The 22,576-nt window shown below is 39.7% G+C and carries 18 protein-coding genes; 13 read left to right on the forward strand and 5 right to left on the reverse strand.

Annotated elements, in window-relative coordinates:
• Nucleotides 1–13 precede the first annotated feature (13 nt).
• The 3 genes from slmA to coaBC form a co-directional block, all read right to left on the reverse strand.
• Nucleotides 14–667 carry a nucleoid occlusion factor SlmA gene (gene slmA / locus DPV95_RS06245; protein WP_005698358.1) on the reverse strand — a complete coding sequence of 218 codons (654 nt, stop codon included), beginning with the start codon at nt 665–667 and terminating at the stop codon, nt 14–16.
• Between the two features lie 3 nt (nt 668–670).
• Nucleotides 671–1,126 (reverse strand): dUTP diphosphatase, encoded by a 456-nt coding sequence (gene dut, locus DPV95_RS06250; RefSeq protein ID WP_005695552.1) that lies wholly within the window; start codon nt 1,124–1,126, stop codon nt 671–673.
• A gap of 73 nt (nt 1,127–1,199) precedes the next feature.
• Nucleotides 1,200–2,402: a bifunctional phosphopantothenoylcysteine decarboxylase/phosphopantothenate--cysteine ligase CoaBC gene (gene coaBC, locus DPV95_RS06255; RefSeq protein WP_111406821.1), complete on the reverse strand. Its 1,203-nt coding sequence runs from the start codon at nt 2,400–2,402 to the stop codon at nt 1,200–1,202.
• A 201-nt stretch (nt 2,403–2,603) separates the two neighbouring features.
• On the opposite strand from coaBC, the gene radC reads away from it, so the two are divergent.
• From radC to mutM, 4 genes are all read left to right on the forward strand, one after another.
• Nucleotides 2,604–3,269: a RadC family protein gene (gene radC / locus DPV95_RS06260; protein WP_005695550.1), complete on the forward strand. Its 666-nt coding sequence runs from the start codon at nt 2,604–2,606 to the stop codon at nt 3,267–3,269.
• Between the two features lie 218 nt (nt 3,270–3,487).
• Nucleotides 3,488–3,724, forward strand: coding sequence for a 50S ribosomal protein L28 (rpmB, locus tag DPV95_RS06265; protein WP_005599762.1), 237 nt, complete (start codon nt 3,488–3,490; stop codon nt 3,722–3,724).
• 11 nt (nt 3,725–3,735) lie between these two features.
• Nucleotides 3,736–3,906, forward strand: coding sequence for a 50S ribosomal protein L33 (gene rpmG / locus DPV95_RS06270; RefSeq protein WP_005613503.1), 171 nt, complete (start codon nt 3,736–3,738; stop codon nt 3,904–3,906).
• A 72-nt stretch (nt 3,907–3,978) separates the two neighbouring features.
• Nucleotides 3,979–4,794 (forward strand): DNA-formamidopyrimidine glycosylase, encoded by an 816-nt coding sequence (gene mutM / locus DPV95_RS06275; protein ID WP_111406822.1) that lies wholly within the window; start codon nt 3,979–3,981, stop codon nt 4,792–4,794.
• Between the two features lie 22 nt (nt 4,795–4,816).
• On the opposite strand, the gene DPV95_RS06280 is transcribed toward mutM, so the two are convergent.
• Both DPV95_RS06280 and DPV95_RS10625 read right to left on the reverse strand, forming a co-directional pair.
• On the reverse strand, nt 4,817–5,536 hold the full coding sequence (locus DPV95_RS06280; protein ID WP_111406823.1) for a DUF554 domain-containing protein: 720 nt from the start codon (nt 5,534–5,536) through the stop codon (nt 4,817–4,819).
• Nucleotides 5,537–5,650: 114 nt separating this feature from the next.
• Nucleotides 5,651–12,286, reverse strand: a complete 6,636-nt coding sequence (locus DPV95_RS10625; RefSeq protein ID WP_165818930.1) for a YadA-like family protein — start codon at nt 12,284–12,286, stop codon at nt 5,651–5,653.
• A 342-nt stretch (nt 12,287–12,628) separates the two neighbouring features.
• Between DPV95_RS10625 and nrfA the strand changes: the two genes are divergently transcribed.
• The 9 genes from nrfA to DPV95_RS06365 all read left to right on the forward strand — a co-directional run bounded on the left by nrfA (nt 12,629) and on the right by DPV95_RS06365 (nt 22,570).
• Nucleotides 12,629–14,152: an ammonia-forming nitrite reductase cytochrome c552 subunit gene (gene nrfA / locus DPV95_RS06325; RefSeq protein ID WP_178410820.1), complete on the forward strand. Its 1,524-nt coding sequence runs from the start codon at nt 12,629–12,631 to the stop codon at nt 14,150–14,152.
• A 72-nt stretch (nt 14,153–14,224) separates the two neighbouring features.
• A complete protein-coding gene (gene nrfB, locus DPV95_RS06330; RefSeq protein ID WP_049372863.1) occupies nt 14,225–14,890 on the forward strand; it encodes a cytochrome c nitrite reductase pentaheme subunit in 666 nt (221 codons plus the stop codon).
• Nucleotides 14,890–15,567, forward strand: a complete 678-nt coding sequence (gene nrfC / locus DPV95_RS06335) for a cytochrome c nitrite reductase Fe-S protein (protein WP_049376106.1) — start codon at nt 14,890–14,892, stop codon at nt 15,565–15,567. Before nrfB ends, nrfC begins: the two co-directional genes overlap by 1 nt.
• A complete protein-coding gene (gene nrfD, locus DPV95_RS06340; RefSeq protein WP_049367090.1) occupies nt 15,564–16,529 on the forward strand; it encodes a cytochrome c nitrite reductase subunit NrfD in 966 nt (321 codons plus the stop codon). The genes nrfC and nrfD overlap by 4 nt, the downstream gene beginning before the upstream one ends.
• Nucleotides 16,530–16,676: 147 nt before the next feature.
• Nucleotides 16,677–18,581 carry a heme lyase NrfEFG subunit NrfE gene (nrfE, locus tag DPV95_RS06345; protein ID WP_111406824.1) on the forward strand — a complete coding sequence of 635 codons (1,905 nt, stop codon included), beginning with the start codon at nt 16,677–16,679 and terminating at the stop codon, nt 18,579–18,581.
• A complete protein-coding gene (locus DPV95_RS06350; RefSeq protein ID WP_111406825.1) occupies nt 18,574–19,104 on the forward strand; it encodes a DsbE family thiol:disulfide interchange protein in 531 nt (176 codons plus the stop codon). The genes nrfE and DPV95_RS06350 overlap by 8 nt, the downstream gene beginning before the upstream one ends.
• A 1-nt stretch (nt 19,105) precedes the next feature.
• A complete protein-coding gene (gene nrfF / locus DPV95_RS06355) occupies nt 19,106–20,161 on the forward strand; it encodes a heme lyase NrfEFG subunit NrfF (RefSeq protein ID WP_111406826.1) in 1,056 nt (351 codons plus the stop codon).
• A 3-nt stretch (nt 20,162–20,164) separates the two neighbouring features.
• Nucleotides 20,165–21,367 carry a BaiN/RdsA family NAD(P)/FAD-dependent oxidoreductase gene (locus tag DPV95_RS06360; RefSeq protein ID WP_111406827.1) on the forward strand — a complete coding sequence of 401 codons (1,203 nt, stop codon included), beginning with the start codon at nt 20,165–20,167 and terminating at the stop codon, nt 21,365–21,367.
• 108 nt (nt 21,368–21,475) lie between these two features.
• A complete protein-coding gene (locus DPV95_RS06365) occupies nt 21,476–22,570 on the forward strand; it encodes a 5-methyltetrahydropteroyltriglutamate--homocysteine S-methyltransferase (RefSeq protein ID WP_111406828.1) in 1,095 nt (364 codons plus the stop codon).
• The last annotated feature ends 6 nt before the right edge of the window (nt 22,571–22,576 follow it).

Consider the following 22,576-nt stretch of genomic DNA (forward strand, 5'->3'; position numbering starts at 1 on the left):
CAACTAAAGTCAATTAAGCAAAAAGCGGTTCAAGAAAACGCCATTGCTGTTCAAAACTTTGATTTGCGCCTAAACGGAAATTTGTACGGACATAACGCATAAACTGCCCTTCACAAAGCGTCACTAAATGCCCCGCAATAATGCGTTCATCGACGTTAAAACCGCGTCCTTCACGTAATTTTCGCATTTGTAAAATATTCACAAATTGCATTTCAAGACGATCAAAAAATTGGGCGACACGAGCCTGTAAAAGCGGCTCTTCAAACATCAATGCATGTCCGGTCAAAATACGCGTCAAACCAGGGTTTTTACGCGCAAAGTCGAGGATCATCTGCATAATGTCACGTACACGATTCATCGTATTGGTTTCATTGCGAATCGATGTGGTAATACGACTAAATAAATTCGCTTCGATATTATCGATCAACGCTTCAAACATTTTGGTTTTACTTGGGAAGTAACGATAAAGTGCAGCTTCTGACACGCCCACTTCTTCTGCTAAACGCGCCGTTGTCATACGCTCCATTCCGCGCTCAGAATGCAGCATATGGGTAAGCACCGTCAACACTTGTTGGCGGCGTTCTTTTACCGTACGTTTTTCGATTTTTGGCGGTTTGATTTCCGCCGCAATCTCATCAACTTCTACGAGAGATAATTGTTCTACCATAGTCTATTTTTTACCTGAATGACCAAAACCGCCTTCACCACGCTCAGTTTCAGTAAATTCGCTGACAATATTGAATTCAGCTTGTACTACTGGCACAAAGACTAATTGTGCAATACGATCACCAACTTCGATTTTGAATGGTTCATGACCACGATTCCATACCGATACCATTAATGGACCTTGGTAATCTGAATCAATTAAGCCCACTAAGTTACCTAATACGATACCGTGTTTATGACCTAAACCAGAGCGAGGCAGAATCACCGCTGCAAGATTTGGATCGGCAATATAAATTGAAAGGCCTGTTGGGATAAGTTTAGTTTCGCCTGGTTGAATTTCAATGCCCTCTTCAAGCAATGCACGTAAATCCAAACCTGCTGAACCTTCAGTTGCATAGGTTGGTAAAGGAAATTCGTTGCCAATACGGCTATCTAAAACTTTGACATCAATTTTTTTCATGCTTATTTATCCTTTAAAAGAAATCTGTCATACAAAAGTGCGGTCATAAAATCCAACGAATGTTGAACGTATTTTATTTGTGATAATGCGCAACAATTTCAGTGACTAACACTTCTGCCAATTTATTTTTATCGGCTAATGGCAAGGCTTTTTCGCCCGTTCTCCAAAAGATCTGCAAGGCATTTTGATCTTGTCCGAATACTTGCCCACCTGATACATCATTAGCACAAATCATATCTAAATTTTTGCGTTGAAGTTTGCTCTTCGCATATTCAGCGACATTTTGCGTTTCAGCCGCAAAGCCCACCACAAATGGACGATCTTTTTCTAAATTTGCCACGCTTGCGATAATGTCTGGATTTTTCACCAATTTAAGAGAAAGCTCATCGTTATCATTGGTTTTCTTAATTTTTTGATCAGCAACTTCCGCAACCCGATAATCTGCCACCGCGGCACAGCCAATAAAGATACTATTTCTGACCGCACTTTCAAGGGAGATTCGCCACATTTCATGAGCGGTTGTCACATCAATGCGATGAACGTTTTTCGGCGTAGCCAAATTAACAGGACCCGCAATTAAGGTGACATCGGCCCCACGTTTTGCAAAGGCCTCCGCAATCGCAAAGCCCATTTTACCTGAGCTGTGATTAGAAATATAACGAACAGGATCGATAGCTTCACGCGTCGGACCAGCTGTAATAGTGACACTTAAATCTACTAAATCTTGTTGGATAGCAAAAAGTGATTGAAGTGATTCGAAAATTTCAGCGGGCTCAGACATTCTCCCTGCACCCACATCACCGCAAGCCTGAAAGCCACTATTTGGCCCAACAAAATGAATGCCTCGCGCAGAAAGAGCGGTCAAATTTTGTTGTGTAATTGCCTGGCGGTACATCTGTTGATTCATTGCTGGTGCGAGCAAAATAGGCGCACTTGTCGCAAGACAAATCGTGCTAAGTAAATCATTTGCCATTCCAACGGTTAAACGCGCAATAAAATCGGCACTGGCTGGTGCAATCACTATCGCATCGGCCCATTTTGCGAGCTCAATATGCCCCATAGCTAATTCCGCTTGAGGATCAAGTAAAGATTGAGAAACCGCATTGCCAGAAATGGCTTGCAGCGTTAAAGGCGTGACAAATTCAGCGGCGGCAGGCGTTAAAGCCACTCGAACTTCTGCGTTAGATTTGCGTAATAAACGAATAAACTCAATGGTTTTATAGGCGGCAATCCCCCCTGTAATCCCGACAACAATACGCTTTCCGCTCAAGCTCATTTGCTACTCCGCTACGACTTAATAGAATGGATATGTTTTTGTGTGTTAGTACTTAACAACTTAAGGTTACCTATTTTACTTCAAATTTCACCAATAAAAAATTTTATTTTTGTGATCGCCGTTCCAAAAATAAAACAGACAATTCGCAATGCTTAAAAACATCATGAAAATTGACCGCACTTTTTCTTTTCATTAATTAATATGCAAACAAACACCCCTTTAATGCCTCGTGAAAAACTGTTGAAATATGGCGTTGAAGCCCTAGAAGATCACGAATTACTCGCTATTTTCTTACGTACAGGAATTAAAGGCTGCCCTGTCATGGAATTATCACATAGCGTGCTGCAACATTTTGGCTCCCTTCGAGCCTTATTAAGTGCAGATAAAGAAGCCTTTTGTAAAGTAAAAGGATTAGGCATTACGCAGTTTATTCAACTGCAAGCCACCACAGAAATGACAAAGCGTTATCTGAAACAAGAATTGCTGATAGAGCACGTATTTAGCGACACATCCACGGTAAAACTTTATCTTCAAGCAGAACTTCACCACGAAGAACGTGAAATTTTTATGGTGTTATTTTTAGATAATCAACATCGTTTGATAAAAAAAGAGCGGTTATTTTTAGGCACAATTAATGTGACGAATGTTTATCCACGAGAAATTATTAAAGAAAGCCTTTCCTGTAATGCGGCCGCTTTAATTTTGGCTCACAACCACCCTTCTGGTCTGGCTGAACCGAGCTATTCCGACAAAATGATCACACAAAAAATTATTGAAGCTGCTGAGTTAATGGATATCCGCATTTTGGACCATTTTATTGTCGGCAAAGGCACTTGTTATTCTTTTGCAGAACATAATTTGCTATAGTGTTAGGGAATTTGATGATTTTTTTATCGTTCATTTCCATTTAAAGACGGAAAAATCGCTTTTGGACTTGAGAAATTAAAATAAAGTCAGTATAATTTGCGACCTTTAATATAGTAAGTGGGTCGGATACTGCGACCTGACGAGGAAGCAAGCTTAGTTTTAAGCTTCATTATCCGAACCATAAGCTCGAGCTTATATTTAAATTATTGGAGATTATTATGTCTAGAGTTTGTCAAGTAACAGGCAAGCGTCCAGCTGTGGGTAACAACCGCTCACACGCGTTGAATGCGACACGTCGTCGTTTTCTTCCAAACCTTCACACTCACCGTTTCTGGGTTGAAAGTGAAAACCGTTTCGTGACCTTACGTTTAACTGCGAAAGGTATGCGTATTATCGATAAAAAAGGCATTGATGCAGTGTTAGCTGAAATCCGTGCTCGTGGCGAAAAAATCTAAGGAGCTAAAACATGGCAGCTAAAGGCGCTCGTGAGAAAATCCGTTTAGTTTCTACAGCAGAGACTGGTCACTTCTACACAACTGATAAAAACAAACGTAATATGCCTGAAAAAATGGAAATCAAAAAATTTGATCCAGTAGTGCGTAAACACGTTATCTATAAAGAAGCAAAAATCAAATAATTTTGCTGATTTGACAAAAGCCCGACATTGTTCGGGTTTTTTTATACCACAAATTCATTACCGAGATTATCTATGCCTGAACTTCCTGAAGTCGAAACAGCCCTACGTGGTGTAAGCCCCTATTTAAAAGGTTTTACCATTGAAAAAATTGTAGTTCGCCAACCACAATTACGTTGGGTTGTCTCTCCTGAATTAACCACGCTCAAAAACGTCAACATTTTGGATACCTCTCGTCGTGCAAAATATTTAATTATTCACACAGAAAAAGGTTACATCATTGGTCATTTAGGGATGTCTGGCTCCGTTCGAATTGTGCCACACGATAGTCCTATTGATAAACACGATCACCTTGATATTGTGATGAATAATGGCAAATTACTGCGTTATAACGACCCTAGACGCTTCGGTGCGTGGTTATGGACTGAAAGCTTAGATGACTTTCATCTTTTCCTAAAACTTGGTCCTGAACCACTTTCAGATGAATTTAATGCCGAATACCTTTTTAAAAAATCACGCAAAAAATCGACCGCACTTAAAACCTTTTTAATGGATAATGCTGTCGTCGTGGGTGTAGGAAATATTTATGCCAATGAAACACTCTTTTTATGTGGTTTACACCCCATGAAATTAGCCGAAAACCTCACGCGAAACCAATGTGCCTTGCTCGTTGAAACGATTAAAAACGTATTAGCAAAAGCCATTACACAAGGTGGAACAACATTAAAAGATTTCTTACAACCCGATGGTCGTCCTGGTTATTTTGCACAGGAATTGTTGGTTTATGGAAACAAAGACAAACCTTGTCCAAGATGTGGCACTAAGATTGAAAGCATGGTTATTGGGCAACGCAATAGTTTTTATTGCCCCCATTGTCAGAAAAAGAAATAGGCGTGATACACGCCTATTTTTTTTAGAAAAAGGTGCTCCAGAAATGAGAAATTGGCATGGCGAGAAAAAGAGCCGGCAACATATTCGCCACATGGAACATTTGAATATTACAAATGCGAAAACCTGCCGCAATCATTAACATACCGCCTACTGCCGCAAAATCACCTCGCATTTCAGGTGTCACGAAAGGAATAATAAACACGGCAGAATAAGCTAAAATCACTTGAATCAATGTTTGTGGCACAAAAATACTTGCTACAGAAATACCGAGTGAGGTGGCAAAGATCATCGCCGTGAAAAAATCTAAAAAAGATTTCACAATGAGGATATCAAAATCACCTGTCATCCCTTCATTCATCGCCCCAAAAATACCTGTTCCACTAAATGAAAACAAAATCACAATCGCAACAAATTTAGATAAGAACTCTTCTTGGCTATGCATGCTACTTGGTGTATCAGGGAACATCTTTTCCAGAAGACCTTTAGCTGATGAGGCGAGCTTATTGATCCCATGCTCTAATAAAAGTAATTCTCCAATTATCGTCCCTAATAACACCGATAAAATCATTGCTGGCATATTAGTGGTTTTCGCTACCATCACAATGCCCATCCCCATAGAACACAAGCCAAAGATTAAAGTGAGATTAGTGCGCAAACGTTCTGGAATGCGTCCACCGAGCATCGAGCCAATGACTGCCCCACTAATAATTGCTAATGCATTGATATAAGGTCCGATAATCATATTCTTCTCCGAATTAAGTTCTTTCTATTATACGAAAAATAGATCGAAAATCGACCGCACTTTTGGCAATAAAAAAGGCATAGTTTCCCATGCCTTTTGTTTATTTACGATGAATTACCAGTGGTAACCTGCACCAACTGCTACACCCACTTTACCTTGAGTATCGCTCGTACCTGCTAAACGAATAATGATCTTACCATTATCTGAAATACGTGACATACCTAATGCCACAGCATTTTGACCTTGGTAATTACCCGCTGCCACAGAAACCATGCTCTTACCAGGAATGTACGCTTGTGGTAATTGAGACGCCGCTAACGCGCTTGCTGTACCTGCATTTACACGTTTACCTAACTTGTTCACTTGACCATTTAAGTGATTGATCTTGTTATTCACGTCAGCTTTTACTTCGTGTAATTGGCTACCGTTTACCGCATCAGTACTGTCTGCCGCAATACGTCCTGGTGCAACATTGGTAATTTGTTTATTACCTGCATCAATACCATTTTTAGTCATGCTTGGACCGTTTTTAATGGTTACACCATTGCTATCAATCACAGTATCACCCGCGGTGAATTTATTCGCTGTTACGCTTTCCACTTTAAGGTTTTTCTTAATAGCTACACGAACATTACCACTCTTATCAATGTTTGTCATCACATTATCGCCACCATCAAACTCACTCCAGTTTGTATTGCTATCTGCGCCTTTCACATTGATTTGGCTATTTAATTTCGCACCGTAAACATCGCCTACGTTTGCGCCAAATTTTAAGCCATCGCTTAATGTTGCGATAGTTTCACCACCAAAGTTCATACGATTTGGTGTTTTACCCTCAAGATTTGGTGCTGCATCTTTACCACTTACTACTGTAATTGGCGTTGAGTTATCACCTTCGCCAAGGTTGATAGTGGTGGTATTAACTGTTTTCGCGGTGACATTTTCAGCTTTCAAATCTTTTGTGGTTGAAATGGTAAAATTCATACCAGCTTGCTTAATTTTGATATTTTGTCCTGCGATATAAGTCACGGTATTACCTGGGCTTACTTTTTGAACTTGTTCACCCTCAGCTTCGCCGCCATCTTTATTCACAGTAACATTCCAACCAGAATTATTGATTGCATTTGCAACAGTAGTTGCATTCACCAATTTGTAACCATCTGCAGGTGCATCAATTTTTCCTGTTGTGTTAGGTGTTAAATTAGTGGTCGCTACAGCCTTATAAAGTTGACTACCATTTACTGCATCTTTGCTATTGGCATCAACAACGCCATCTTGAACATTAGTTACTTTCTTATCACCAGCATTGATACCATCTGTCGTTACAGCCACATCGCCAGCTTTTAAGCCATCTTTATTTAAAGCAACATTATCACCGACTTTCACACCGTCATTATTCATCACGGTATCACCGGCTTTTACGCTATCAACTTTGATATCCTTAGCTAATTTAATGGCTAACTTATCAGTGCCATCTGCTACCACGCCAATGTTACCATCGGAAAGTTTAGCCGTATCAGTTACACCTCCAACTAAATTGACTGTTTCACTTAATTTACGCTCTACATTGTTTCCAGTATCACCTGCAAAAGTAAGCGGACTAAATGCTTGTTTTGCAGTTTGATTGATTGCATCATTGATGTTATTAACTGCATTACCATTCACTGTAATTGGCGCTTTAGTCACGCTAACATCACCTGCTTTCAAACCATCTTTATCAATTTTGGTATCGCCCGTAGTTACACTATCAACGTTGATATCTTTCGATAAAGCAATCTTAACTTTACCCTCATCTACTTCTGTACTGATATTGTCATCTTTACCAACAACCTCAACTGTTTCACCTAATGGTTTCTTAACAGATTTACCATCTTGAGCCGTTAACCCAAAGCCTTTTGTGGTGAGGTCATTAATGGTTTGATAAAGTTGGCTACCATTAACTGCATCTTTGCTATCAGCATTAACATCGCCAGCCTTAACATTGTTAATTTTCTTATCTGCCGCATCAATACCAGATTTTGTTACACTTGGACCACCAGTAATAGTCAAACCATCTGTTTTTAAAACAGTATCACCAACTGTCACATTACCTGCAGCATTAACATTAGTCACATTAATTGTTTTATTTAAATTAAATGTTACATTATCGTCTGTTGCATTTTTGGTAATTTGAATATTGCCATCGGTGTTATTCAAATCAACTGTTTCACCTGGTGCAACATTACTACTATTGGAACCATTAGCAGTTAAATTCCAGCCTTTATTAGCTACTTTTTCCACATCTTTTAATTGTGAAACATTCACAGCATCTTTGTCATCGGTACCTTCTTCAACACCAGTGATTTTTTGGTTGCCTGCATTAATGCCTGATTTAGTTACACTTGGCCCACCGTTAACAGTTAAACCATCATTATTAATTATGGTGTCACCCGCTTTTACGCTATCGACTTTAATATCCTTAGCTAATTTAATGTCTAACTTATCAGTGCCATCTGCTACCACGCCAATGTTACCATCGGAAAGTTTAGCTGCATCAGTTACACCACCAACTAAGTTAACGGTTTCACCTAATTTACGTGTTACATTAGTGCCTGTATCACCTGCAAAAGTAAGCGGACTAAATGCTTGTTTCGCAGTTTTATTAATCGCCTCATTAACGTTATTAACTGGTGCACCATTTACAGTGATTGGTGCGTTAGTCACGGTAACATCACCCGCTTTCAGACCATTTGTATCGATTTTGGTATTACCCGCAGTGACACTATTAACGTTGATATCTTTCGATAAAGCAATCTTAACTTTACCCTCATCTACTTCTGTACTGATATTGTCATCTTTACCAACAACCTCAACTGTTTCACCTAATGGTTTCTTAACAGATTTACCATCTTGAGCCGTTAACCCAAAGCCTTTTGTGGTGAGGTCATTAATGGTTTGATAAAGTTGGCTACCATTAACTGCATCTTTGCTATCAGCATTAACATCGCCAGCCTTAACATTGTTAATTTTCTTATCTGCCGCATCAATACCAGATTTTGTTACACTTGGACCACCAGTAATAGTCAAACCATCTGTTTTTAAAACAGTATCACCAACTGTCACATTACCTGCAGCATTAACATTAGTCACATTAATTGTTTTATTTAAATTAAATGTTACATTATCGTCTGTTGCATTTTTGGTAATTTGAATATTGCCATCGGTGTTATTCAAATCAACTGTTTCACCTGGTGCAACATTACTACTATTGGAACCATTAGCAGTTAAATTCCAGCCTTTATTAGCTACTTTTTCCACATCTTTTAATTGTGAAACATTCACAGCATCTTTGTCATCGGTACCTGCTTCAACACCAGTGATTTTTTGGTTGCCTGCATTAATGCCTGATTTAGTTACACTTGGCCCACCGTTAACAGTTAAACCATCATTATTGATAGTCGTATCGCCTGCTTTGACGCTAGTAACGTTAAGCACTTTGTTTAACTTAACTTGAACACCATTAGGCTTCGCTTCAGTCGTAATATTATCATCACCTGTAATTTCAACTTCATCGCCCAATTTTTTCACATTTGATTTTCTGCTATCACCAGTGAATGTTAAACCTTTTGTAGTAACCGTTGTATTTGCATCTACACCTTGTTTAATCTCATCTTTTGTTTTTTGAGATAAATCAAGATGATAGTTAGTTACAGAAGCATCTCCAACATTTTGGGCACCTTTATTTTCTACAGTTAACGCATCGGTTGTCGTTACATTTGCAGAGGTATCTACACTATCTACTTTATAAATAGTTTGCCCATTTGCACCGGTTTCTGGCGTAACAGTTGTATTTTTACCCGCCTTAACTTCTGTTTTAGCTGCATTTAACTGAGAAACATTGACTGCATCACTTGGATCTGTTCCATTTGCTACATTGGTGATTTTCTTATCACCGGCATTAACCCCTGCATCTTTATCGATTGAAATAGGACCAACATCAACATGGTCAAAACTTACCTTATTACTTGTTGCAATAGTAAATTCCTTACCATTTTGAGAAATAGATATATTTTTACCATCAATAAATTTAACAGTATTGCCAGCCTTAACTGCTTCTTTAGTATTGTCATTTGCAACAACATTCCAATAAGTATTGTTGATTGCATCTGCAACAGAAGTTGCTGTCACTGGAGCATCCCCGTTAGCTGGTGTATTAACTTGTCCATCGTTACCAGCAGAAATCGTGGTTGTATTCACATCCACTTTGAAGGTTTTGACGCCATTCACATCTCGGCTACTTGCGGTCGTATTTTTGCCATTTTCAATATCAACTAAGCCTTTAATCACATTTTTGCCATCAGGGTTAATATTATCTAGGCTTTGATTTGCGGCATTATCAATTTTATTTTTCGTTGCAGTATCAATTTTTACTTCAATGCCATTTGCTTTAGCTTCTGTTTGCAAACCATTTGTACCAGTAATATTTAAACTTTGGGTAGCTAGATTCACTGAGCCAGTACCAGAATTGCCTGCAGTATTTAAGTTAATCGCATTAATTGCTGTATTTACTGCATCACCCGTAACAACTTTATTATCGCCGGCAACAACCGTATTAGATTTATTTAATCTAAATACAATATTATCTGTATCTGCAGCACTCGTGATATCTGCACCATCACCTTTGATAGCGAGTGAATCACCTAATTTTTTCGTAGTACTTCCAGTATTACCAGTAAATGTAATTGGTTTATTACGTACACTATTAATTGCATCTACAACATCACCAGCATTTGCAATCGCATTTCTATTTGGAGTAGACGCATTACTTTGTGCATCAGAAGAAATTGTCGTCGTATTTACATTAAACGTCACATCCGTTCCATTTGCTGTTTTCGTTACAACCGCGGTTGTTTGTGTGCCATTTTTAAAATTAACTACATTATTATTGTTAATTCTCGCTTTAGAGGCATTATTTTCTAATACATTAAAACCACTGTTATTTAATACGGTGTAAAGTTGTGAACCATTGATTGCATCCGTTGAAGTAGCAGAAATACGACCTGCTGCTACATTGTGGATTTGACGCTCTTCTCCAGCCTTACCGACAGAAACAGCTCCCCCCATCGTAGATGAGCTTGCCGCAAATCTAATCGTTGTATCTGCACCAGCAGCATCTTTAAATGTTGCACTTGAAGATGTTGCATCAAATGCATTTGCTCCTGCTTGAGAATGAGAACCTAAAGCAACAGAATGTTCTACAGCAGCATTAGACTGTTCCCCTATTGCAATAGAATGTCCACCTGATGCATTTGAACTTAAACCAAATGCCATAGAGGAATCGCCACTAGCACTACTTGCCCCCCCCATCGCAATAGTATTGTCTCTGCTACCAATAGCATTAGTACCAAAAGCTAATGCGTTTATCCCCGAAGCATTAGCATTAGTACCTAAAGCTATTGAGTTTACTGCTGAGGTTTTAGCATTCCACCCTAATGAAATAGTATTAGGTTGGCTGGCTTGTGAATTTAAGCCCATAGCAATACCGCGATCAGCTGTTGAACTTGCATTAGGTCCAATCGCAATCGCATCTGTTGCACTCGCCCCATCATTATTGCGGTTTTCTACCACGCTAGAATTCACAGAAAAATAACGAATTTTTTCTAATGAACTGAGAACTCCATACAATTGAGAACCATTAATTGCATCAGTAGAATTTGAAGATATGTCACCTGGCGCAACGTTAATTAACTGACGCTCAAAGCCTTTTGCACCAAAAGAAACAACATCACCGGCATCAACAGTTGAACCACCAGCCCAAGTATAAGTTTCACCTAAAATAGTACGGGTCGCATAGGCTCTTCCTACTTCGTCAGTAACCGAAGCTGTACCGATGGCAACGGAATTGAGCTTATTCGCTTTAGCTCCTACACCAAACGCAACTGAACCAAATGCATTAGCTTTTGATTTAGTCCCTAAAGCAGTAGATAAATCAGCATCAGCTACAGCTTGAGCACCAATTGCAACTGAGGCCTCTCCAGATACGGTGTTAGGATACACCCCACTTGGAAAGCTATCTCCCGTCATCTTATTATAAATATCACGGAGAGCTTTATTTTTTAAAGTATATTCACCCGTTTTATTTCCATTCTTATCATAATCAATAAATTTATCTGTACCCGTATAATTTTTACTACCCGCACGATCAAGATCATCTCCACCAATTGCAATTGAAGAGTTACCATCTGAACGAGTATTTCCCCCTATTGCAATAGATTGGTCACCTTTTGCCCAAGCACCATTAATTATGTTACTACGGTTTTCCCCACCACCTGCACCAATTGCAATTGATTGATTCACGGCTTCAGATTGAGTACCAACCTGAGCATTTCCTCCAATAATCACATTATAACCACCGGAAGTAGAACCTTTTGCGCCAGCCCAGTTCCCAAGCACAATACCTGCTTGATAAGGGTTTTTAGCTGAATTACCCATGGTAATTGAGTTAGCAGCAGTTGCTGTAGAATTAGCGTCAGCTATAGCAATAGAGGTAGCGTTAACATTTGAATCAGGAATGCCTCCCTGAGCAAATTTAGCTTGTACTTGGGAAGCGCCCCCCATCATACACATGGTCAAAATAGATAATTTAAAAAGGTTTACCACGTTTGACTTTTTCACTTCTGAGCTGAGTTTTCCTCTATTCCTTGCGAGTTCAGAAACCACTACAAAAGATTGAGTCACATTATTCCAAATAATTTTAAAAACTTTGTTCATAAAAAATCACCAAATAGAGTTAAAGGAGGAAATTGAATATATGTATAAATTTTCAACAAAAATAAATATTCGTATTATAAGGTAATTAAACTTAATAGCAAGACATCGTTAGGTAATAATTAAACAAAAAATTCTCCCCCACATCAAAACATACCCCCTTAGAGGTATTTTATTTGGAAATGTTGATCAACCTCAAACTTTTGAAAAAAAACCTTAGAAAAACTACTACTTTTTGGTATCTTATGCTTGCGTTGAGCCATTTTTATGAGCGAATTCAAAAGCTTAATAGGAATTGTTCGCATTTTAAATTGTTTTTTATTCTTTCCTAATGGAGTGATTATCGTGAACGCATTGAGAAAAAGCCTCGTTTTGGCGACTTCTTTCGCAGCTTTAGGTGTATACAACTCAGCGATGGCTGAAATGGTATATAAGCCTGTTGACCAACCTGTGGAAGCACCAAACCCTAATTTAAAAATCGAAGCAGTGAATGAAAAATTTGCTGAGAAATATCCTAGCCAATTCAATTCGTGGAAAGCGACTGAAAAAGGTGACAAAATTATCTACGCCGACGAACAAGATCCTCGTTTAATCGTGTTATGGGGCGGCTATTCTTTTGCAAAAGAATATAACGCACCTCGTGGTCACGTTTATGCAGTAGAAGATGTACGTAATATTTTACGTACTGGTGCGCCCAAAAATGCAAATGATGGCCCACAACCAATGGCATGTTGGACTTGTAAAGGTCCAGACGTTCCTCGTTTAATTGCAGAATGGGGTGAAGATGGTTACTTTGGTGCCAAATGGGCTAAAGGTGGACCAGAAATTGTCAACTCGATCGGTTGTGCTGACTGTCACGATACGACCTCTAAAGACTTTGCTGAAGGCAAACCTGCATTACGTATTGCTCGTCCACACGTTCTTCGTGCATTAGATCACTTAAATAATGCACTTCAAGCAAAAGCAAAAGCTGAAGGTAAAGAACAAGCTAACTTAAGCTTTAACACAGCTGCTCGCACTGAAAAACGTGCTGAAATCTGTGCAAACTGTCACGTTGAATACTACTTCGCAGGCGACTTAAAACAAGTAACCTTCCCGTGGAACAACGGTCAAACTGTTGATGACATCGAAAAATACTACGATGATATCGGCTTCAGTGACTGGACTCACTCGCTTTCTAAAGCACCAATGTTAAAAGCGCAACACCCTGACTTTGAAATTTGGTCTTTAGGTATGCACGGTAAAAACGGCGTAACTTGTATCGACTGTCACATGCCTAAAGTACAAGGTAAAGATGGTAAAGTTTACACCGACCACCAAATCCAAAACCCATTCGATGCATTTGATACCACATGTGCAAACTGTCACGATCAAAGCAAAGAAAAACTTAAAGACATCGTTGCTTCACGTAAAAAAGAAGTGAAAGATGTAATGGGTCGTTTAGAAGATCAAGTTGTTCGTGCTCACTTTGAAGCGAAAGCAGCATGGGATGCTGGTGCAACTAAAGAAGAAATGGAACCTGCTTTAATGGATATCCGTCACGCTCAATGGCGTTGGGACTACGCAGCAGCAAGCCACGGTGGTCACATGCACGCACCGGATGTAATGCTTCGCGTATTAGGTTCTGGTATCGACAAAGCAGCGGATGCACGTGCTAAACTTGCAGCAATCTTAACTAAACATGGCGTGAAAACTCCGGTTGAAGTACCAGATATTTCTACAGCTGATAAAGCATGGAAAGTAATGGGTATTGATATCGAGAAAGAACGTAAAGCGAAAAAAGAATTCTTAGAAACTGTTGTACCTCAATGGGTAAAAGAAGCGAAAGCCAATGGCAAATTAGCTGAAGATACCGCAACAAAACAATAAAAAAAGAACCGCACTTTGTAACTAAAGTGTCGAAGTGCGGTCATTTTTAACCATATATTTGAGGTAATCAGAATGAATTTAACTTCTTTAATCAGCAAATCGGCTAAATCCCTTGCATTGCTTGCAATGCTTGCGGCAATGCCAATGGCTGCAAGTGCGGAAGAGATGGCAAAAACACCGGCCTCTCAAATCACTTATGAGCCACAATTGGATAACCAACGAGATCCAAACCAATATTGTGCGAAATGTCACAAATTTGACCAAGTTGATAAAAACCAAACTTTAGATCAATCTGGTGGTGAATTACACTTTGGTAAATTCCACGGCACACACTTAAATCAAAAAAGCCCTAACACCGGTAAACCGATTAACTGTGTAAACTGTCACGGTAATATTTCGGAAGATCACCGTCGTGGTGCAAAAGATGTGATGCGTTTTGATGGCGATATCTTTGGTGATAAAAAACCAATGTATACCGCGCAAGAACAAAACCAAGTTTGTTTTGCTTGTCACCAACCTGCAAAACTTCGTGAAAAACTTTGGGCGCACGATGTTCACGCAATGAAATTGCCTTGTGCAAGCTGCCACACATTACACCCGAAAGATGATGCGATGAAAGGTATTCAACCGAAAAATCGTGTGAAACTTTGTGTAGATTGCCACGGCGAACAACAAAAACGCAAAGCGGCAAAAGACGCACAATCACAAACGCAATCAACCGAACAAAAGGATAAATAATGACAGCTTGTTCACGCCGAAACTTTGTTTCCGGCATGGGGGCATTAATCCTTATGACGGGGACATCAGTTACCTCTTTAGCGAAAGAGGAAAAGGCGGATAAACCGAAACGCTATGCAATGGTACACGACGAAACAGCTTGTATAGGCTGTACCGCTTGTATGGATGCTTGTCGTGAAACAAACCACGTTCCTGAAGGCGTTTCACGTTTGGAAATTCTCCGTAGTGAACCTTACGGCGAATTCCCAAATCAAGAATACGAGTTTTTCCGTCAATCTTGCCAACACTGTACAAACGCCCCTTGCGTGGCAGTTTGTCCGACCGGTGCATCATTTATTGATCCTGAAACAGGTATCGTAGATGTGCATAAAGATCTTTGTGTAGGTTGCCAATACTGTATTGCAGTTTGTCCTTACCGCGTACGTTTCATTCACCCAGTACACCGTACTGCGGATAAATGTAACTTCTGTCGCGATACAAACTTAGCAGCTGGCAAACAACCTGCTTGTGTAGAAGCTTGCCCAACCAAAGCATTAACCTTTGGTGATATGAATGACCCAAGCAGTGCAGTTTCCCGCAAAGTGAAAGAAAAACCGGTTTATCGCACGAAAGTGGAATTAGGTACTCAACCAAATCTTTACCATATTCCATTCCAACACGGGGAGCCAAGAAGATGACATTAGATTATCCTGTTCCGTTTCACACACCTAATTTGGTGTGGGATTCAACAATCGCTATCTATTTATTCTTACTTGGTATTTCTTCCGGTGCGGTACAATTAGCGATTGCTTATAAACGTAGTCACAAATTAGAAAATCCTAGCAAAAACTGGATTATCCGAGCGGCCGCCGTTTTAGGTTCTGTGCCAACATTAATTGGTTTAACCCTGTTAATTTTCCACTTGGCACGTCCTTGGACATTCTGGAAATTGATGTTTAACTATCAATTCAACTCTGTAATGTCTATGGGGGTAATGTTATTCCAAGTTTATATGCTGTTCTTGGTATGTTGGTGTGCGGTTATCTTCAAAGAAGATATCATGGCGTTCATTCAACGTTTTATGCCAAAACTTGGCTTCGTCGGTAAAATTATCAATGTATTAGAACGTTTAACTGGTCCTGTAGAAGTTATTCTCTTCATCTTAGCCGCTGTGCTAGGGGCTTATACTGGTTTCTTACTTTCAGCATTGATCAGTTACCCAATGTTGAATAACCCTGTTCTACCAGCGTTATTCCTGGCTTCTGGTACCTCTTCAGGTATCGCAGCAACCTTCTTATTTATCCTCATTGCAGGTAAATTAAAAGGTGATAGCCATGAATCACACTTCATTCATAAATTTGAAGTGCCAATTATGGTGACTGAACTTGGTTTATTAATCTGTTTCTTTGTTGGTCTACACTTCGGTGGTGGTCAGAAAGTGGTTGCATTACACAATGCACTTTCCGGCTTCTGGGGTGCAGTGTTCTGGATTGGGGTATTCTTAATTGGTATCTTAATTCCTCTACTTGCGAACCTTGCAGTAAAAGACAACTTAAAATACAACAAGAACTTTATTATCCTTGTGTCAATCTTCGACTTAATCGGGGTTCTCTGCTTACGTTACTTCATCTTGTATGCAGGACAACTTACCGTTGCGTAAGGATAAACTTCTTATTTAATCAAAAGGCGTATACAATACGCCTTTTGTTTATTTAAAAGACTAAAGTGCGGTTAATTTTGCGTATGTTTTTCATACTTAAAATTAACCTTATTTTGTCAAATGCAACTATTAATACTGAAGAATACTATGCTCCCCGAATTCGGATTTCTATCACTACTCTTCGCTACTACCGCAGCGCTCTTACTTTCTATCGTGCCGCAAATTGGTATTTGGCGAAATAAACCCTCTCTCACCAACACAGCTTGGGGATTAAGTTATTGCTTCGGTATTTTTACGAGCGTTTCAATCGGTATTCTTGCCTACTCTTTTGCGACGGATGACTTCACTTTGGAATACGTGGCAGCGCACTCCAATTCTCAACTACCAACATTTTTCAAAGTCGCCGCCACCTGGGGGGGACATGAAGGCTCAATTTTATTTTGGCTTTTCACATTAAGTCTTTGGTTAGTGGCTTTTGCCTTTTTCTCTCGCAAAAATGACCGCACTTTTTCTGCACAAACCCTTTCTTTACTCGGCTTAATTTGTCTTGGGTTTGCTATTTTCATTTTATTCTACTCCAATCCATTTGGACGTGCTTTTCCTGCCCCTGCAGAAGGGCGAGATCTCAATCCAATGCTGCAAGATATTGGCTTAATTTTCCATCCGCCGCTTTTATATGTGGGTTATGTGGGCTTTGCTGTTAACTTTGCCATGTCAATTTCTGCCTTAATCTTTAATCGTTCTGCACAAGTAATTGCGCGTGCGATGCGAGCTTGGGTTCTCGTTTCTTGGTTATTCTTAACGTTAGGGATCGTGCTCGGTGCCTGGTGGGCATATTACGAATTAGGCTGGGGTGGCTGGTGGTTCTGGGACCCTGTAGAAAACGCCTCACTTATGCCATGGTTATTAGGACTTGCACTTTTACACAGCTTAATGGTGACTGAAAGACAAGGCATGTTTAGCTACTGGACAACACTCTTTTCCCTACTCGCTTTTGCATTTAGTGTATTAGGCACATTTATTGTCCGTTCAGGTGCATTAACCTCTGTTCATGCTTTTTCTTTAGATAGCTCCCGTGGTTATGTACTATTACTTATTTTCTTCTTATTGACTGTCGGCTCACTCAGTTTATTTGCCCTACGCACAAATACCAATGAAAGTGCGGTCAAATTTCCACTCATTTCTAAAACTGGGGCTATTTTAGGTTTAAACATCGTATTGGCCGTCGCCACCGTCAGTACCTTCTTAGGCACCTTCTATCCGATGCTATTCCAAGCCATGAATTGGGGAAGTATTTCTGTGGGGGCCCCTTACTTTAATAGTATTTTCTTGCCATTGCTCACGTTAGTGCTTTTTGCGATGGCGGCGACGCTTTGCTTAAGCTGGTTTAAATCAGACAAAAAACGCTTTTTCAAACGTCTGTTATTACTTATTCCCGCTGCAGTAATTGCTTATGGCATGATTTGGAACGCGTTGCAAAATGATGACGCATTACGTTTCCATTTCTTTGCTTATGTATTACTCACCCTCGCTATTTGGGTATTATTCGTCACCTTATGGCAAAATTGGACAAAAGTAAGACTTGCCTATTTCGGGATGATTCTTGCACACTGCGGCGTGGCGATTGCCACAATGGGTGCCGTAATGAGTAGTTACTTTGGTAGTGAATTAGGTGTTAGACTTGCACCACAACAAAGCCAACAATTAGGCCAATTTGAATTCCATTATGATCGTTTTTCCAATGAAATTGGACCAAACTTTACCGCCGAAGTTGCTTTCTTTAGTGTGTCAAAACAAGGCAAACCTTACGCTGAAATTGTACCTGAACGCCGCTATTATGATGTTCGCACCATGACCATGAGTGAAGTAGGGTTAGACGCTGGCTTTTGGGGCGATTTATATATTGTGATGGGCGATAACTTAGGCAAGGGCGAATTCACGTTCCGCTTACATTACAAACCACTTATTCGCTGGTTATGGCTCGGAGGCATTTTAATGGCACTTGGCGCATTATGTTCAGCCATCAATTTGAAGAGAAAACGCAATGAATAAAAAATTTATTTTGTTTTTACCACTGATTTTATTATTGAGCGTTTGCTTACTGCTTTTTGTTGGTTTACATAAAGATCCAAAACAAATTGCCTCTGCTCTCATTAATAAGCCCGTGCCGGAATTCTATCAAGCAAATCTACTTGAACCGAGTCAAATCGTCAGCCCAAGAGATTTCCCCAAAAAGCCTTTTCTGCTTAATGTGTGGGGAAGTTGGTGTGGCTATTGCCAACAAGAACACCCTCTTTTGATGGAAATTTCAAAAGAAGTGCCCATCGTTGGCATCGACTATCGTGACAAGCCTCAAAATGGCATTGCGATGCTCGAACGTATGGGTAATCCATTTATACTCACTATTGACGATAGCCGTGGTGAATTTGCGATTCAATTAGGCGTAGATGGTGCACCAGAGACCTATATTGTCGATGAACACGGCATGATCCGTTATCGTCATTCTGGCTATATGGATCGTGAAACGTGGCTTACCGAAATCAAACCAAAACTTGATGAATTAACTAAAAAGTAAAATGAAAAAATTAACCCGATTTTTGACCGCACTTTTACTGACTTTCACCCTTTTTGCTCACGCAGAAATGGTGGATACCTATGCGTTTAAAAACCAAGCCGATCGTACTCGTGCTGTTGAACTGGCAAAATCCTTACGTTGCCCACAATGTCAGAATCAGAACCTAGTTGAGTCCAATTCGCCAATTGCTTATGACTTACGTATTGAAGTCTATAAAATGGTAGATGAAGGAAAATCGAATCAGCAAATTATCGACACGATGACAGCTCGTTTCGGTAATTTCGTGAACTATAAGCCCCCTTTCCAATGGAATACGGCACTACTCTGGCTATTGCCTATTTTGTTATTAATCGGGGCTTTTGCGTTAATTTTATTTTCTACTAAAAAATCAGAAGGTGAGCGAAAACAATTCGAAAATCAACCTCATACAGCCCATAAAGAAGAAAAAAGTGCGGTCAAATTTGAAACCAAATCCGCCATTTGGGTCTTTGCTATTTTATTAATTCTTCCTTTAAGTTATTACTTCTCCCTTGATCGTTTTGAGCGCGTTCAACAAGGCGAAAAAGAGATGATTGAGCTTGCTAATAAAAAAGCAGATACATCAATGGTACATCAAAAAGAAGATATGGTGCTCAAAATTCAAAATAAAATTCGAGAAGATGTGAATAACCCTGAGCTTTGGGCTCAGCTAGGTGATGCTTATATGCAAAATGATGAATTTGATCATGCGCTCATCGCCTATAGTAATGCAGAAAAAATTTCAGGCACAACCCCGGCTATTTTAGGCTTAAAAGCGACCGCACTTTATTATCAAGCAGGTCAAAATATCACACCACAAATCCAGCAAATAATGGATGAGGCGTTAAAACAAGATAAACATGAAATCTCGGTAATCACATTATTGGCGACTGAAGCTTTTAAAAATCATGAAGCTGAAAAAGCCAAAGCTTATTGGCAGCAATTATTAGACTCGGGTAATGCAGCCGTGGATCGTCGTACTGTTATCCAACGAATCAAAATGATAGACTATTTTGAAAAAGGACAAACCTCACAATAAGCTATGTCTCATTATTCAGAAAATATCATTATTGGAGCCGGTGCTGCCGGCTTATTTTGTGCCGCACAGTTAGGAAAGCTGGGCAAACAAGCCACCATTTTTGATAACGGTAAGAAAATTGGCCGAAAAATTTTAATGTCTGGTGGCGGATTCTGTAATTTTACCAATATGGAAATCACATCTGGCCGTTATATCAGCCAAAACAAACACTTCGTCAAATCCGCCTTAAAACGTTATACACAATGGGATTTTATTGCTTTAGTTGCTGAGTACGGCATTCCTTACCACGAAAAAGAATTAGGTCAGTTATTTTGTGATAACGGTGCAGAAGATATCGTGAAGATGCTCGGAACGGAATGTGACAAATACGGTGTTCATATTCAACTACGCAGCGAAGTGAGTGATGTCGAAGCCGTTGAAAACGACCCTAAAGTGCGGTTCAAATTAAAGGTAAATGCGGTTGAATGGCAATGCCAGAATTTAATTATCGCCACAGGTGGGCTCTCCATGCCTGGCTTAGGCGCTTCGCCTTTTGGCTATCAAATTGCAGAACAATTTGGGTTAAATGTGATTCCTCCACGTGCAAGCCTTGTCCCATTCACATGGCGAGAAAGTGACAAATTCTACTCGGCACTCTCTGGCGTTTCATTAGATGTAGCTGCAACGAATCAAAACAAAACCTTTACTCATCAAATGCTATTCACCCATCGCGGTTTATCTGGTCCTGCCATTTTGCAAATATCCAATTATTGGCAACCGGGTGAAAGCATTCATTTAGATTTATTGCCTTATAACAATATTCGTCATCACCTGGATGAGATGCGTCAATCTTCACCTAAATTGCAGTTAAAGACTGTATTAAGTCGCTTATTGCCGAAGAAATTAGTCGAACTTTGGCTAGAGCAAGGTTTGATTAAAGATGAAGTGATCGCAAATTTAAGTAAAGTGCGGTTAGAAAATTTAGAGAATTTAATCCACAACTGGCAATTCATTCCTAATGGCACTGAGGGGTACCGCACGGCTGAAGTCACGATGGGCGGTGTTGATACCCATGAGATTTCATCCAAAACCATGGAAGCGACAAAGATTAAAGGTCTCTATTTTATCGGTGAGGTGCTAGATGTCGTCGGCTGGTTAGGTGGTTATAACTTTCAATGGGCATGGAGTTCGGCTGCCGTTTGTGCGATGGGAATTGCTGAAAGCTAATCTCTCTCTGCATTAATTATTTTCATCATGAATGAAAAAATCATTACTTTGATCATGAAATATCCTTACGTTAAAATCACCATACTAAAATTAAAAAAGGATATAAACATGACATCAAAAACACTTCCCTTCCACGCTGATACTGTGGGCTCATACTTACGTTCTCAACCTTTAAAAGAAGCCCGTGCAAAATTTGCAGCAGGCGAACTTTCGCGTGAACAATTAACGGAAGTTGAAGATCAAGAAATTGCTAAATTAGTACAAGCACAGTTAGATGCCGGTATTCAAGTGATCACAGATGGGGAATATCGCCGTGCATTTTGGCATATTGATTTCTTAGAAAACCTAAATGGCATCGAAGGTTATCACCCTGAACATGGTTATAAATTTAATGGCGTGGAAACCAAACCTTACAATACTCGCTGCTGCGGTAAAGTATCTTGGAATCCAAACCATCCATTTATCCAACATTTCAAAAAATTAAAAGACATTGTTGGGGATCGTGGCATCGTAAAATATACCATCCCTAGTCCTAATCAATTAATGTATCCAATCCAATGGGATACAGGCGTTTATGCGACACGTGCAGAATTTGCCAAAGATGTTCAACAAGCGTATAAAGATGCAATTAAAGCCTTCTATGATGCTGGCTGTCGTTATTTACAATTTGATGATGTGTATTGGGGCTCACTCTGTAACAATCACTTAAAACCAGAATTTGAAGCGGATAAAGCACAAGCGCTTGAAAATATTCAAGTTGTATTAGCTGCTAAACCAGCAGATATGGTTATCACAACGCATGTTTGTCGTGGCAATTTCCGTTCAACTTATTTATTAACCGGAGCATACGATCCTATTGCGGATGCGTTATTCGGCCAAACCCAATACGATGGCTACTTCCTTGAATATGATGACGAACGTTCTGGTGGGTTTGAACCATTAAAACACTTTGCCAATAATCCACACAAAGGCCGTGTTGTATTAGGTTTAATCAGTTCAAAATTCCCTGAATTAGAAGATAAAGCGGCTATTAAAGCTCGCATTGAAGAAGCGACTCAATATGTTCCACTTGAACAGCTTTGCTTAAGCCCACAATGTGGTTTTGCGTCAACCGAAGAAGGGAATATCATGACGGAAGCACAGCAATGGGCAAAAGTCCGTTACGTTGAAGAAATTGCTAAAGAAGTATGGGGTGAAGATTAATTCATT

It is taken from the genome of Haemophilus parainfluenzae (assembly GCF_003252755.1).
GTDB lineage: Bacteria > Pseudomonadota > Gammaproteobacteria > Enterobacterales > Pasteurellaceae > Haemophilus_D > Haemophilus_D parainfluenzae_N.